16 protein-coding genes and 2 tRNA genes are annotated in these 15,272 nt (G+C 33.0%); 7 read left to right on the forward strand and 11 right to left on the reverse strand.

What is annotated here, in order from left to right; all coding sequences use genetic code 11:
- The 3 genes from rplI to rpsF are packed head-to-tail and all read right to left on the reverse strand — an operon-like array spanning position 1 to position 1,221.
- Complete coding sequence (rplI, locus tag ACFELV_RS04775; protein WP_375326981.1) at positions 1-516, reverse strand: 50S ribosomal protein L9; 516 nt, start codon at positions 514-516, stop codon at positions 1-3.
- Positions 517-529: 13 nt separating this feature from the next.
- Positions 530-814, reverse strand: coding sequence for a 30S ribosomal protein S18 (rpsR, locus tag ACFELV_RS04780; protein ID WP_375326982.1), 285 nt, complete (start codon positions 812-814; stop codon positions 530-532).
- A 41-nt stretch (positions 815-855) separates the two neighbouring features.
- Positions 856-1,221, reverse strand: coding sequence for a 30S ribosomal protein S6 (gene rpsF / locus ACFELV_RS04785; protein ID WP_375326983.1), 366 nt, complete (start codon positions 1,219-1,221; stop codon positions 856-858).
- Between the two features lie 502 nt (positions 1,222-1,723).
- On the opposite strand from rpsF, the gene ACFELV_RS04790 reads away from it, so the two are divergent.
- From ACFELV_RS04790 to ACFELV_RS04800, 3 genes are all read left to right on the forward strand, one after another.
- Complete coding sequence (locus ACFELV_RS04790; protein ID WP_375326984.1) at positions 1,724-2,428, forward strand: winged helix-turn-helix domain-containing protein; 705 nt, start codon at positions 1,724-1,726, stop codon at positions 2,426-2,428.
- A 492-nt stretch (positions 2,429-2,920) separates the two neighbouring features.
- Positions 2,921-2,997: transfer RNA gene (locus ACFELV_RS04795), tRNA-His, on the forward strand.
- A 371-nt stretch (positions 2,998-3,368) separates the two neighbouring features.
- Positions 3,369-3,445, forward strand: a tRNA-Arg gene (locus ACFELV_RS04800).
- 374 nt (positions 3,446-3,819) lie between these two features.
- Here the strand turns inward: ACFELV_RS04800 and ACFELV_RS04810 are convergent.
- Entirely contained in the window at positions 3,820-4,434 is a 615-nt protein-coding gene (locus ACFELV_RS04810) for a carbonic anhydrase (RefSeq protein WP_375326985.1), read from the reverse strand.
- Positions 4,435-4,467: 33 nt separating this feature from the next.
- A complete protein-coding gene (locus ACFELV_RS04815; RefSeq protein ID WP_375326986.1) occupies positions 4,468-5,046 on the reverse strand; it encodes a UbiX family flavin prenyltransferase in 579 nt (192 codons plus the stop codon).
- Between the two features lie 263 nt (positions 5,047-5,309).
- Between ACFELV_RS04815 and ACFELV_RS04820 the strand changes: the two genes are divergently transcribed.
- Complete coding sequence (locus tag ACFELV_RS04820; protein ID WP_375326987.1) at positions 5,310-5,486, forward strand: YdcH family protein; 177 nt, start codon at positions 5,310-5,312, stop codon at positions 5,484-5,486.
- Between the two features lie 978 nt (positions 5,487-6,464).
- On the opposite strand, the gene rpsU is transcribed toward ACFELV_RS04820, so the two are convergent.
- Positions 6,465-6,665, reverse strand: a complete 201-nt coding sequence (gene rpsU / locus ACFELV_RS04825) for a 30S ribosomal protein S21 (RefSeq protein ID WP_341748434.1) — start codon at positions 6,663-6,665, stop codon at positions 6,465-6,467.
- Positions 6,666-6,745: 80 nt separating this feature from the next.
- Here rpsU and ACFELV_RS04830 point away from each other — a divergent pair, with 80 nt between their 5' ends.
- Both ACFELV_RS04830 and ileS read left to right on the forward strand, forming a co-directional pair.
- Complete coding sequence (locus ACFELV_RS04830; protein WP_375326988.1) at positions 6,746-7,393, forward strand: COQ9 family protein; 648 nt, start codon at positions 6,746-6,748, stop codon at positions 7,391-7,393.
- A gap of 17 nt (positions 7,394-7,410) precedes the next feature.
- On the forward strand, positions 7,411-10,593 hold the full coding sequence (gene ileS, locus ACFELV_RS04835) for an isoleucine--tRNA ligase (protein ID WP_375326989.1): 3,183 nt from the start codon (positions 7,411-7,413) through the stop codon (positions 10,591-10,593).
- Positions 10,594-10,686: 93 nt separating this feature from the next.
- Here ileS and ACFELV_RS04840 read toward each other — a convergent pair whose 3' ends face one another.
- The 3 genes from ACFELV_RS04840 to ACFELV_RS04850 form a co-directional block, all read right to left on the reverse strand.
- A complete protein-coding gene (locus ACFELV_RS04840) occupies positions 10,687-10,977 on the reverse strand; it encodes a hypothetical protein (protein ID WP_375326990.1) in 291 nt (96 codons plus the stop codon).
- A gap of 278 nt (positions 10,978-11,255) precedes the next feature.
- Positions 11,256-12,050, reverse strand: coding sequence for a hypothetical protein (locus tag ACFELV_RS04845; protein WP_375326991.1), 795 nt, complete (start codon positions 12,048-12,050; stop codon positions 11,256-11,258).
- A 147-nt stretch (positions 12,051-12,197) separates the two neighbouring features.
- A complete protein-coding gene (locus tag ACFELV_RS04850) occupies positions 12,198-12,905 on the reverse strand; it encodes a ComF family protein (RefSeq protein WP_375326992.1) in 708 nt (235 codons plus the stop codon).
- A gap of 39 nt (positions 12,906-12,944) precedes the next feature.
- Between ACFELV_RS04850 and ACFELV_RS04855 the strand changes: the two genes are divergently transcribed.
- Positions 12,945-13,847, forward strand: coding sequence for a peptide deformylase (locus tag ACFELV_RS04855; RefSeq protein WP_375326993.1), 903 nt, complete (start codon positions 12,945-12,947; stop codon positions 13,845-13,847).
- Positions 13,848-14,021: 174 nt separating this feature from the next.
- On the opposite strand, the gene ACFELV_RS04860 is transcribed toward ACFELV_RS04855, so the two are convergent.
- Together ACFELV_RS04860 and ACFELV_RS04865 are read right to left on the reverse strand one after the other, a co-directional pair.
- A complete protein-coding gene (locus ACFELV_RS04860; protein ID WP_375326994.1) occupies positions 14,022-14,204 on the reverse strand; it encodes a DUF2706 domain-containing protein in 183 nt (60 codons plus the stop codon).
- 413 nt (positions 14,205-14,617) lie between these two features.
- A complete protein-coding gene (locus ACFELV_RS04865) occupies positions 14,618-15,271 on the reverse strand; it encodes a hypothetical protein (protein ID WP_375326995.1) in 654 nt (217 codons plus the stop codon).
- Position 15,272 lies beyond the last annotated feature (1 nt).

Raw genomic sequence — 15,272 nt, forward strand, 5'->3', positions numbered from 1 at the left:
TTACACTGAATGTTTAGTAGCATCCTCATCAAATTGTCTATTATCTCTTGAGTAATCTTGAGCTTCTGATTCAGTGCGTGCTACAATTACCGTAATATTACTACTAAGTTCAGCGTGCAATCTCACTTCCACTACAAAAACCCCAGTTGTCTTTATCGGTTTATCAAGAACAATATTGGAATACGCAATTGGATGATCTGAAATCTTCGATAGCGCTTCAGCAATCTCTTTACTATTTACCGAACCAAATAACCTACCATCTTCTGCGGATTGTCTAATAAACATTATCTCTTTGCCGTTTATATTATTACTAATAATTGAGGCTTCAGTTCTAGATTTATCATCTTTTATTTCAAGTTCATATTTTTGATCTGCTATTATTTGTTTATTATGTACCGTTGCCCTAATTGCTAACTTATTGGGAAAAAGGTAATTGCGGGCAAACCCATTTTTGACCTCACAAATTTCAGCAATCTTGCCCAAATGCCTTACTGGCTTAACTAAAATAACTTCCATCCTTTTCCTCTATTTAGACTTGAAACATAAAAGGCAACAACGCTAAAATTCTTGCAATTTTTATAGCATTTTTTAATTTTCTTTGCTTCTTAGCACATACGTTAGTAATCCTGCTAGGTAACATTCTACCGCCCTCTGAAACAAATTTTAATAATAAATCAGGATTTTTATAATCAATCTCTGGGGCTTCTGGTACAGAAAGAGGGCAGCCTTTACGTTTTCTAAAAAATACTCGTTTATTTGTTCTATCAGCCATTCTAGTCATTGACTTAGAATCAGTAGTTTCGTTTGTTGACATTAGTTCCTCTGCTTTTATTCAGTTAATTTGCCCTTTAATCTCTATGAGCTAACGGTTACATCAACTATTCCTTCATTTTCTGTGTTTTTACTTTTTAAAATCGTGGAAGGTTCATTACTAATCGCATCAACTTTAATATGAATAAATCGAATAATATTTTCACAGAGCTTCATTTTTCTTGCCATTTCTTTGATTACGGCAAAGTCAGCTTTAATACCTAAGAAAACATAATGTCCTTTCTTATTATTACCAATTTTGTAGGCTAAACTCCTTAACCCCCAATATTCAGTTTTAATAATTTCTCCTACCTTTTCTTTAATGATTTTACTAAAATCATCAGTAATTTTATCTACATCCGCTAACGAAACATCTTGACGAATGATAAAAACTGATTCATAAAAAGCCATATAATAGAATCTCCACCATAAAAAATAAAGCCATTTATAACAATTAATAACATTTTATTCAAGTATTATCTTCTATTTAGCTCATAATTAATAGAGAAGTAATGTTTCTGATATCTAAATATAGCCTTAATCGCTCTTTATTTACAAAATTACAATATACTATTTTGTGATCCTATCTATAAATAAGGAGATATGTGTAATTTAGGTTAACGTTAGACAGTAATATAATCAATATCTTCAATCTGATAGTAGCACTTTTTGATTATTAAAGTAATATACAATCACAATGTGTGGTTTTAATTCATTACTATTATTTATTGCGAAATGCCTAAGGTCATAGGAGTTTATGGTTAAAGTGGCTCCCATATGAAGCAAGTTTTTAAATTATTTTAAATTTATAATTGTTGCTTTAATTAATTTGACATTATTATATTTTAATATATTAAGTATTGTGTTAATATTATATTAATATCTTAATAAACCTATTAAATAAGTTACTTTAGTGTTTGACAAATTACCTCTGAGAATTCTTATTTTAGAACTCACAAAAAGCAGCAATATTTCATTATTTAATATTGTAGAAAGATCATGGTTTAATATTGTTAAAGTGAGTACGCTAGAAAAGGCTATAGCCTCTTCGCATTCCTCTGCTCCAGATATAATCATTATTGATGCCGTAGAACAAAATGAGATTACTATAAAAGCTGCGGTTACTTTAAGAGCTATTAGTGGGCTAGACAAAATTCCCATCATTTTTCTATTAAATTCCAAAGAACCAAAAACAAATCCTACCCTAGAAAATAGTGAATTTGTAGATTTACTAGTGAAGCCATTTACTTCAGAGCAGTTAATTACTTTAATAAGAAATTTACTAAGACGCTCTAATTGGATACTGAAAAATAAAATTATACAATATCAAGATATTAGTATTGATCTGACTAATTATAGAGTAACAAAAAATGGCGAAGAAATTCATCTAGGCCCTACGGAATTTAAAATTCTACATCTCTTACTTCAGGCCCCAAAGGTAACGTTTTCACGGCAAGCTATTATAGAGAAAGTCTGGCCGACTAGTAAGAATATAGATGTACGCACAGTTGATGTTCATATAAATAGAATCAGAAATTCCATTAGGCATAAAGATTCTCAAGTATTTATTAAAACTGTTCGTTCTTTAGGATATTGTATAGACTCTTTGGGTTCTTAAACTATTTTAATTAAGTTGCAGGGCTGTGATTATACTTATTTGATCTCAAGCATTGGATTTTTATTTTGAAGGGGTGAGTGCGTGGTAGTAACATACTAACATGAGTGTAGCTAAATCCTAGATAGAATGAAAAAACAATGCTTGAAAGCCAGTGAGTATGACATGATTAGTTCGCGTAATGGGAGTGTATAAATATGCTTGACTTAAAGGCGATAATAATTTACTTTAGCTGCGATTAGAGGAATAAGCATTGATTTAATTAGTAACATACGGGGGCATTAAGCTTCTGGCTTGCTTCTAGCACTATGGCTCTTAGGTTCTGTGAAGGTTATATAAGTAATTTATAGTGCATTTGCGCTCGCTGCAGCACACTAGGATGTATGTGAGGATTCGAGAATAAAAATAACAACAAAAATCGACCATTAGATAGAAATATTCACAGAACCTAGGTAAGAAGAAATATTTTGATCTTGGCTTATATATTATCTTATGGCGGATGTAGCTCAGCTGGTTAGAGCATCAGATTGTGGATCTGAGGGCCGCGGGTTCAAGTCCCGTCATTCGCCCCATTTTGAGCTTTCCTTGCGTGGGATCTAGTAGATCACTGGGAGGTTAAAGCTGTGTGTTCTCATGCTTGTGGGTATCAGGTTTTAACTTGTGTGCAGGAAATTTTTATAGCTTGATTTATGCGTATTGTATCTGCAAAATAGCAGAAATTTTTTGAAATAGGTATAGTATTGACTTGCAAAATTGCCACTATTTTTCGATTATAAATGCTCTATAAATTACTTCTATAAACATTTCCTGCCCACAACTTAGAACCTTTGTAGCCCTATGGGACGCCAATTCTTGAAAGCGCCCCACGGCCTCCCTCAATATAGCCGCTTTGATTACTCTTAAAATTGCTGAATACTTCCTTGATATAGCAGCAGGTTAATAAGCATTCGTAGCTCAGCTGGATAGAGCGTTGCCCTCCGAAGGCAGAGGTCGTTGGTTCAAATCCAATCGAATGCACCAATTCAATATAGGTTGCGGACCTTGCAATAAATATATACTCTTCGCCTTTCAAGAGTTGTTTTTTCATTTTATCGGGGTTTCGCGTGCTCACGTACTATTTGTACGCTCCGCGCGCTCACCCCTTAAAATAAAATCCAACTCTTGAAATCCATTGAGTATACTCATTTTAATCCTGATTTAAACATTTGCAAGATTTGCTATTAATTATTTGAGTTTCGCGCAGTATAGTCAATTGATGAGAAGTTGGTGACGTCGTTACTCGTCGCTCGCCTATTATCTATAGGCTTCGCTCCATCGCGCCTAGCACCAAATTTTCCTGAATTGACTATATCAAAACGTACTACCCATAAGCCAACCTAAAGGTGTTTTTGGTATTAAATATTCTGCTCCAGTAATTCATAGGCTTGTAGTGTATCCGAATAAGTATAAATTTGACCGGTGGGAATATCAAAGAACCAACGATGAATTATTAATTCTTGATTAAGCACTTTTTTTTGTATCCAAGGAAAGGACATACAATTTTGGTATGATTGATTCAGCGATAATTTAGCATAATCATCAGCAGCATATTGAGTAAAATTAGGCATTTTGATTAAAGACACCCAATTCGTTATAAAATCATCTTGGTGTAGTTGTTCGCTATTTAATAGCATTTTAATGCCTCCACATTGGCTATGTCCCAGTATAATTAGATGTTTGACTTTAAGAAAGCAAATACCAAATTCTAAAGCCGCACTAGTACCATGATGAGTATCATCTTTTTCATAAGGGGGCACAATATTGGCCACATTCCGGACTACAAATAAATCTCCGGGGGCGCATTGTAATATCAACGCGGGATCTACTCGGGAATCACAACAAGCCACTACCATAATTTTAGGTTGCTGGCCATCGCGGTAGAGATTATACATAATGGATGCATCATCATTAGCATATTTCTTTCTAAACTCTTGATAACCTTTCAATAGTTTGTTAAAACTCTGTTCCATATATTTTGTATATTATTAAATTTATCAATTATTTTAAGATTTTGTTGGTAGTCCACTCCAACGTTTTATTTGCTCAACAGGAAGCTCAAAAAGATCAAGAATACGCCCAACAGAATGGTTAATGATGTCATCTAAAGTTTGAGGTAATTGGTAAAAAGACGGGACTGGTGGTACAATGATTCCTCCATAATTTGTTACTTTTAACATATTGTCTAAATGGCCTAAATGCAAGGGGCTTTCTCTAGTCATTAACGCCAGTTTCTTGCGTTCTTTGAGGGCCACTCCGGCTGCTCGCGTGATTAGATTATTTTCAAGACCTCCAGCGATAGAAGCAAGTGTTGTCATGCTGCAGGGAGCGATTATCATGCCCGATATCAAAAACGAACCACTGCAAATTCTTGCTCCTATGTCAGAAATATTATAATAATAATCTGCCAAGCTGATTACTTGTTCTATGGAGTAATTTGTTTCATGCGAAATAGTCAGATGGGCGGTCTTGGAAATTGCTAAATGAATTTCAATGTTTAAATGTTCTAATAATCTGATACCATATATAGCTCCGGAGGCTCCTGATATTGCTACAATTATTTTTTTTTTGCCGTCATCATGCATAGCTATATTTTTTCCTTTTAAATTATAATTTCTTATATTAAGATAAAGTTTATTGGTGTTAAATCCTAGCCCTTATATATTTTTTATATTTTAAGGTTATACAATAACGCTGAAAATGTAAAATCAATATACTAAGCGCAAAGTGCCAAGGAGGCGCTTAACTATTTAGTCAAATCTTGAAATTTATTTATCCAATTCTTTAAGATTTCTGAAACATAATCTAACTAAATACTCAATTTTTTCAATGAATATGGAGTTGTAAGATGAGCCTAATCAACCATATACGAAGTCTACAAAAAAGACATAATAATCTACAGGTGCTTATAAACCGTGCATTTTTGCACTTTCATGATGACAATCAAGTCAGGAATTTAAAAAAACAGAAATTAGCATTGAAAGATAAAATTCTCTCTCTATATACTAATTCTACTATGAATTGAGTTACTTGCCCGCAAGGTAACCTAAACGCATATAAGCTTGTGTGAGTCATAAATAGTGCTACTATACTCAAGTGCTTTTGAGAGTTGTGTTGTTATTTTATCCAGGATTTAGCTATGATTACATATACTCGATGAAAATCAAGAATTGTGTTGTCGTCTTCAGGATTCAAGGTCGCAACGTACTAATATGTGCTGCTTGCGCTCCTTGACCCTTTGGCTCCTGCTATTATCTTGCTACTATCTTGATTTTGATTCTATCGTCTATCAACTCTTCAGGTGTGAGCAGTATCTAGTATGTTACTTTCGCGCATTTACTGTTGGCAAAGAAAATCAAATTCTTGAGATCAAATGGGTAATCAAATTCCCTACAGAAGCGAGTTTGGAAAGAAGTCTAATATATGTGAGGAGCGGAAGACCGCCTTTTGACGACAAAATCACCAACTAGCTCGACTAGTGCAGGCAGTCTACTATATTAATTTAAAATAATGAGGATTTTATGAGTAAAGAAATAGTCAAGAGAGTAGCAGTGTAAGCACTGGTGATACATATAATGATTCATTCTGCTCTAATAATCATGGGGGACTTTATACCTGTACACCGCCCGCAGGAGATAGTAAGGATACCGGTAAAAATGATACTGAAGGTTAACATCTATACAGTATTGACAAATTTCTATCATATTTAGGCAATATGTAAGCACCTAAGTTGTTATGAAAATATTAACTTTATCGTTATTGACTAATTATTTTTTATGGCAACTTAAGTATTCGGGTAGCAGTAATTATAAATTCAAAATGTAAATTATAATAAGTATACTGCTAATTGCAATTTTTGGATGATAATCTAGCTGTATATCATCTAAAAATTGAACAACTCATCATAATATTTAAACTTAAAATTGTACATTTTTATGATTTTAAAGCTAATATTTCTGAATTTATAATTACTGTCCTGGCAGGATAACCACTTAGTAATGTGTTAACCTTCCATTAGTTGTTTACGGGCAACTTTTCTTTTTCTTCTTTCTGTTTCTTGGTCTTTTCTCACACGCTTTACAGAAGGGGGTTCATAGAAACGAGACATCTTCATCGAACGGAATACAAGCTCTCTTTGCATTTTTCTTTTTAAATTTTTAATTGCTTGTTCGCCATTTCCAGCATGGACGTTAACTAATATCACTTTTAATTACCCCCTCATTAGTATAAATAGATTGTTGCAATGGTGCTAATATTATCTATATAATAAGCTTCTATGTCAAGATGAAAAGTGGAATTATGAGCGATATTGCCCTAAAACATCATAACTTAAAAGTACTATTGACTCAAACCTTAGCAGAGTTACTACTTTTTGATGAATGGGGGGAAAAATTATTAGGCGAGGCAGAAGCACGGTGTGGTTTTATGCCAGGTTATTGGCAGATAATCTTTCCAAATGGCATAATAGAAATTATTGATTTTTTAGAGAATCAATATGATCAGAAAATGCTGGAATTATTATCTGAGCATGAGATACCCAGTAAAATAAGAGACCGAATCGATCTAGCTTTAAAAATTAGAATTAAATATTATGAACCTAAACTTATACATTTAAAGAATAGTATTTATTTTGCCCGACCAACCAATATTACAGCTGCTATAAAAATAGCAATGCGTACCTGTAATTTAATTTGGCGGTATGCCGGAGATCAATCAATAGATCATAATTATTATACTAAGAGGGGTTTATTATTAGGAGTATATGTGAGTTCAATCGTTTATTATATTCAAGATGATTCAGAAAATAATTTAGAGACAGATCAATATATTACTGAATCTTTGTCGGATATAGTTAATATCACTTCTAAGTTGAAAAATGTCTTGACATTGCCAAAAATGGTTGACATACCAATTATTCGCCTATTTTCTTAATAATTAAAATTTACGATATGACCAATAAATATTATCCAGATGTTAAATCTAATGTGCATTTTCCTAATATTGAGCAAAAAATTCTCAGTTATTGGCAAAAAAATAATATTTTTCAAAAATCAATAGAGGTAAGGCCTAAAATAAAAGACGGTCAAAATAATGAATTTGTTTTCTATGACGGTCCCCCTTTTGCTAATGGCTTACCTCATTATGGACACCTTCTCACTGGCTTTATTAAAGATGTATATGCTCGTTACCAAACTAGTATAGGCAAAAGAGTAGAAAGGCGTTTTGGATGGGATTGCCACGGTCTACCAGCTGAGATGCAGGCGGAAAAGGAATTAGGAATTTCTGGAAGAACGGCAATTATTAATTTCGGTATTGAGAAATTTAACCAACATTGTCAATCCTCAGTGATGAAATACGCTGATAGGTGGCACGAATATGTCACTAAGCAAGCAAGGTGGGTAGATTTTATTAATTCCTATAAAACTATGGATAAAGATTTTATGGAATCTGTTTTCTGGGCTTTTAAGGAATTATATAAAAAAGATTTATTGTATGAATCAATGAGAGTAATGCCGTACTCATGGGCTTGTGAAACTCCCTTATCTAATTTTGAAACTCGTCTCGATAACTCTTATAGAGAAAGAATAGATAAAGCAATTACTGTAAGTTTTGTGCTTAACGAGAAATTACCAAATTTTCCTGGCTATGATGAATATAGGATGCTGGCTTGGACTACTACACCATGGACTCTTCCTGCCAATTTAGGGTTAGCGCTTGGGAAGGATATAGAATATGTTTTAGTACCAAAGGACAATATTTGTTATATCTTAGCTAAATTTGCTTTAGTTAAATATTGTAAGGAATTAGGGGTTAGTGGAGAAGAAAATTATGTCACAATAACAGGGGAAGAGTTAAGCAAGTTAAATTTGACTTACCAGCCACTATTTGATTATTTTGCTAATCATCCGGGAGCTTTCAAAATACTTGTGGGAGAATTTGTAGTGGAAGGGGAGGGAACGGGGATTGTTCATATGGCTCCTGGCTTCGGAGAGGAAGATCAGATTTTATGTATGTCTGCTGGAATAGAGTTAGTATGTCCAGTAGATAATGCCGGAAAATTTACTCAAGAAGTGTATGATTTTGTCGGAGTACAAGTATTTGAGGCAAATGACCAAATTATTATTAAGCTTAAACAGCAAGGAAATTGGCTCAAAACGGAACAATATGTGCATAATTATCCACATTGCTGGAGGACGGATACTCCTCTTATCTATAAAGCTGTGCCTTCTTGGTATGTAAAAGTTACAGAATTTAACAATAGGATGGTAGAACTGAATCAGCAAATTAATTGGATTCCTTCGCATATTAAAGATAATTTATTTGGCAAATGGCTAGAAAATGCTAGAGATTGGTCAATTAGCCGCAATAGATTTTGGGGAACACCTCTGCCGGTGTGGAAATCGGATAATCCCGCCTACCCTAGAATTGATGTATATGGTTCAATACAAGAATTAGAAGAGGATTTTGGAGTTAAGATCGTTGATCTACATAGGCCTTTTATTGATCAACTAACTCGCAAAAATCCTTCAGATCCCACTGGCCAATCGATGATGCGCAGGATCCCGGACGTCTTTGATTGCTGGTTTGAAAGCGGATCTATGCCGTATTCGCAGGTGCATTATCCCTTTGAAAATAAAGATTGGTTTGATAATCATTTCCCTGCTGATTTTATAGTGGAATATTCTGCCCAAACTAGAGGATGGTTTTATACTTTAATGGTATTATCCACTACACTATTTGATCAACCTCCTTTTTTAAACTGTATTTGTCATGGAGTAATATTAGATAGTACTGGGCAAAAATTATCAAAGCGCCTAAATAATTATGCGGATCCATTAGAGCTATTTGGTAAATATGGAGCTGATGCTTTAAGAGTGACTATGTTATCTTCGAGCGTAGTGAAAGGACAGGAATTGTTGATCGATAAAGACGGGCAGATGGTTTATGATAGTTTGCGGTTATTTATAAAGCCAATTTGGAATGCTTACCATTTCTTTACCATGTATGCTAATGCTGATGGGGTTAAGGGCGAGTTGAACCTTACTTCTTCCAATATCCTTGATCGTTACATATTATCCAAGCTCAAAATAGCCACGCAAACGATTAAACAAGGGCTAGATAATTTTGATACGCAGATAGCGTATAATAGTGTCTCAGGCTTTTTTGAAATATTAAATAATTGGTATATTAGACGAAGTAGAAATCGCTTCTGGAAAAGTGCAAAGGATCAAGATAAGAACAATGCTTATGATACTTTGTATAGTTGTTTAGACATTATGGCAAAGTCTATGTCTTCTTTACTTCCCTTAATTTCAGAGGAGATTTATTTAGGGATTACAGGATCAGAGCCATTGGGTGGAAGTGTTCATCTAACAGATTTTCCTGATTTAACAATGTTAGAGATAGATTATGATTTAGTGAAGCATATGGATCAAGTACTGGATATTTGCACCAATGCTTTATTTATCAGAAATACGGAGAATATCCGCACTCGTCAACCGCTTAATAGCTTGACAATTATTAATAAGGATAGTGTTTCATTAGTAAAATTTGAGGAATTAATCAAAGAAGAAATTAATGTTAAACAAATAATTTATCAAGATGATTTAGCAAATCATGCTGACTATAAATTATCAATTAATTTTCCAAATCTTGGGAAACGGTTACCTGCTAAAGTCAAAGATATTATTATAGCTTCTAAAAATCATCAATGGCAAGTAGAAGGTGAATATTTATTAATAGCTGGCGAGAAATTAACTAGTAGCGAATTTACCTTAATTTTAGAGTCTAAGAACAGCAAAGCGAGTAGAGCTTTAGCTGGTAATCAAGGGTTGATAACATTAGATTTAGAGATATCACAAGAACTATTTGACGAAGGTATTGCAAGAGATTTAGTGCGCTTTATTCAACAAACAAGGAAAGATGCTAGCTTTGAAATGAGTGACCGAATTTATCTGGAGATCATCGGAAACGCTGAGCTTATGGCAATAATAAAGCGCCATAGTAATTTTATTGTGGAACAAACGTTAAGTGAATTTGCCACTCATATTGCTGCTGATTATACGGCAAATATTGAGTTAAACTCCGAGCCAGTCAGTATAAGAGTGAAGAAGATTGAAACACTCCCTTAATTTCAGTTGCCGATTATGATTTAATTGGCGACTGAATCAAAAGTTAGGCCTAAAACTTTTAGGCTATGATAATAGTTTATATAAACTTAAAAATTACGAATTTTCATTATGCGTAAGTGCGCCTATTGGCTCTACCTCAAGTTGCTTATTGTGTAAATCTTCATTAGGTTGATGTGGAAGTGCTAGAGAATCTGACTGATGAGTAGTTGGCTCATTTTCTAATGATTCCCCAGCGTTCTTGATAACCTGCAATGTTATCTCTTGTGAATAACCATGCTCTGTTAATATTTTTGCTAATGCAGGTTTTCCTTTTGCTTGATATAATCTAATAAATCCTTGAAATATTTCCTTTGTCATTTCATTATCTGTTTCTTCTTTACTCATAAAAAGTTCCTACAATTTCATTAATTTGTAATAATAAATCTAAAACAATACAATTTAAAATTATATTGCTTAATACTATTTAACTGATAACAAGAAGCAGATCAATTAAATAGTTAATTTTTTAATAAAAATTATTAAAATGATAAGAAATATTAATAAATGCTATGGCAAAATATTGCTTTACTGTGGCCAGCTTAACTAAATATTATTTTATATCTCAAAGAAGCAATATTAATTCATAGCCTAATCAATCGACATAGCGCTAGAGATATAGGTTGTTAACCGAAGTTTAAAGAGCATGAATCGCTACTAGTATCTTCCAGCTCAGCTAGTAATGAGGAAGTGCAAGATTCATCTAGGGATAAATTATTGATTGTGCTAATGATTTTCTCTTGTGCTATTCTTATAGCAGTAGGACAATTTTTTTCATCTACTCCTTCAATCAAGCAAAATTTTTCAAAATCTTTTTTTAAATAAATTTTAAACTCTTCATCTGTTAATAAGGCAATCATTTCATCTGGATGTTCTTTATCTTGTAGTCGGAGATGATGGGCATAACTAACAACGAATGTAGTAGCCATAATGTATTGAGGATGCCAAAAGCTATAATTTTGAAAATTTTCTTTTTCCAAGTTTTTGACAAGATTCTTCCTATAACGTTCCGCCTCCAGAGACGTTTCTTCAAAATCTCCTCTCTCTATGAATGGAGTCAAAATCGCTTCAGCAAATTCTTCAGCAGTAGGAAACATTGAACTCGTCTCGCTTTGCTCTGCCATATTAGTACTATCATTTAAAGCTGTAGGAGGTGATTTAAAAATTGCATCAAGTAATTTAACTAGGTTTTCCCCTGTTTCTAATACCCCTTTTTGGATCATTTTAATTTTTTCTTCAGCTGTTTTGAAATCTTCCTCTTTCCTTATCCAAGGAAATTTTATTTTTTGCACTTTCTCAATTATTTCATTCTTAAAAAAATTAAGAATTTTTAATTGTGTAGATAAAGATTCTTCTGCAATATTGTTATTGCTGGGGATTGGCTTTTGAGTTTGATTATCCGTAAATTTTTCTTTAGTCATGCGATGCTCCCCTCATAAGTTTTTCATATGATCTCATTACAATCTTAATTATTACTATATAGCCTATTTGTCAACTAAAAGTTTAATTACTGGCGCAAAATAATTGATTAACTAAATACCCCACACTAAGTTGTGTGAAGGAAATTTTTATGTCATAGCAATCGTCATAACAGACACATGCTTAGCGCCAGCAGCTTTTAATATTTTAGCGCATTTATTAATAGTTGTTCCAGTAGTAAATACGTCATCTAGTAATAATATCCTTTTACCTTGAATTTGATATTTTTTATTAATAATAATACTGCCAGCCAAATTTTTTTCTCGTTCGTTTTTAGATAAGTAAGTTTGTGCTTTAGTCCATTTGGTTTTAATTAATATATCAGGTATCATTGTAGTGTTTATTATCTTATTCATTTCTAAAGCTAAAAGCAAAGCTGGATTATACATCCTAAATAATCTTTTAAATCTATTCATTGGGACTGGAATAATTAAATCGATATTATGTAGTTCATGGCTATATTGATTATAAAGCAATTTTGTAAAGGTTTTCGCCAGGCTAGTCTTATCCTTATATTTAAATGTATGAATAATTTTTTTGCTATATTCATCAAATTTCACCAAGCTGCGTGACAAGTCATAATAATGGTAAGATTGCAAACATTTGCCACACTTCATTCCGGCTAAAATTGATATATTGAACTTGCGTCCACAAATGGCGCAGTAGGGTTTAGTAATAAAATTGAGCTTTTTCCAACAGTTAGAGCAAAAATCTTCATTACTATCGGTTATTTCAGTACAAGAAGGGCATCTGCACGGTAAGATATAGTCGATAATATATTGATAAATTTTATACATAATTAAGATAACGTCTCGGAGGTTTATTGCAAATTTAACATGATCTATTATAATGAATCTTCTATAAAAAAAATAGGCAAAGCTATGGGTATAGAATCAAAGACAGAGGTTTTTCCAGGTATTAAAAATCCTGCTGCATGTTTTGAACAAAGAGCTACTAATGGCTCAGAACAAAACACTTATTATTTTAATCAACCAGTCATAAAATTTCGTATTACTGATACAAATAAGACAAAAGCTAAGGATATCACTGATAAGATGTTTAAAGCTATGGAAGGTTGTGGCGTAGGACTGGCTCATAATCAACTCAAGAGAGAAGGAGAAGCTGTAAATCCTTATGCTATCTTTGTGATAAAACATGAATCTGAAGATCAAGCGTTGCATGCACCTCCTGAAGCATTCGTAAATCCTGTAATAGTTGGCTATACTCTAGAAAAAAAAGTCTTTCCTCATGGGTGTTTAAGTGCTATAGGAGCAAAGAGAGCAAGGGTGGAGACTTACGAAAAAGTTCTTATTGCATTTTACTCAGTGCCTGATCTACAGCTCCAAGTTAAAAAATATGCAGGTTTTGCAGCAATAATTTGTCAACATGAATTTAATCACTTAGCTACTAGAGGCACTTACATAGATACTGTAAATCAATATGTTAATGGCGATCGATTTAAGGAGGCTGAAAATTTTTACCTTAGTGAGCAGGACCTTACACAAGACAAAAACAAAGGTATTAAGGAAGCAAATATAGGAGAAAATCTACCTTGTTTAACTACCCAGGACGTTTTATCAAGATGTAAAAAGGCTCTAAAAGATGAAGCCCTTATTCAGGAAGTTGTCACTCGCTATTTACAGCAACACCCGGAAGATAAGCCATTATATGATAATTTAATGGCTGCCCCTAATACTGACGTACCATTATATGGAGAAGCACCTATAGAATCATATTAATTTATCATTACAGGAATTCACGACAACAGCTGATACCAAGTTGCTTTCTTCACATTAGGTCGTCGTATTTCGGGATTCGTCGTGCTCACCTAGATCTACTAGGTTCCGCGCGCCTCACCACTCATACTCCTACTACTGTCTTGAAAGCAACTTGGTATAAGTCATCTTCCCAATTTATGCTATATCAATATTTATATTCACAGGTCTACGAACACAAGGGTTGCCAAAAGCAGGAGATCCTTCTACGGGCTCCATTGATACACACGGGCTTTTTATTTCGTAAGGGGCTCCTGGAGTGCACGATAGTAATTGTAAAAGTACAGCAAAAAATAGGGCTACTTTTAATGCTCTTGTCATTTTATTTAAAATTAATTTATTATTTTAAGAAGAAAGACTAGCCTAATCTTTGACTAATCACAAGCTTATTTTGAATAATAGACTTAGGTTGTGTAAAGGAAATGTTTATAGATTGATTTATGCATGTTTTTATCTGCAAAATAGCGGAAATTTTTTGAAATAGGTACAAAATTCCCACTATTTTCTAGGCTCTGTGAGCTTTTCTATTTAAAGTTACATTTCTGATTATTTTTTAGCAAAAATTAATAGGATTTTTGCAGGAATATTGGCCATATTTCAAAAAAATCCTGTTAATTTACAGCAAAAAAGAAGCGTTAAATTAAGTAGAACAGTTCACAGAGCCTAATTAAAATGCTCTATAAATCACTCCTATAAAAATTTCCTTCATACAACCTATGTGTAGTGTAAACTTTTTATTGGGTTACCCGTTTATTAGTTATTATTTCCCTGATACGCATGGTCAGTTTTGCGAATATCATGTCTGGTGCTCTCGTAGGAGATAACTTATAAATAACATTTGGCTCCAACACATCTTCTTTTTTGACTTCTACCGATAGGATAATAGTATTTTCTGGCATACAGGCATAAATTTCTTTCATAATAGCGCCAAATGTTGTAAAATCTTGAGTAGCAAATTTGATTTTTGCATCATAATTTCTTATTTTTATTGTTTCTTTTTCATTGCCTATATTTGACTTAAGATTACTTAAAAATTCCTGTTTAATAGAGGTAGTTATCGGTTCATTTAAGTTATATTTTGTTGAAAAACTAGCAATCTTTTTTATTAGCTTTGCTCTATTTAAACAACTTTGCTTATAGGAAATAGATAATAGTCTCTGATATTTTAAGTAGGTATTTAATATTGTCTCTTCAGAATTTTTTATGGAGTACAATCTTAATGTTTCTTGAGCTAATGACTCCTCAATGCCATACCTTTTGTTAACTGAACTGCTATAGTCTTTATTAAAAATTTGTAGTAAGAATACCAGCATAGTAATTGCTAGAAAGTACATAACAAGCTTAAAGAAGATAACATTTTTTAAGTTAATAATAAAATTTTTAAGCATA

The sequence above is a fragment of the Candidatus Tisiphia endosymbiont of Nemotelus uliginosus genome (assembly GCF_964264835.1).
Classification (GTDB): domain Bacteria; phylum Pseudomonadota; class Alphaproteobacteria; order Rickettsiales; family Rickettsiaceae; genus Tisiphia.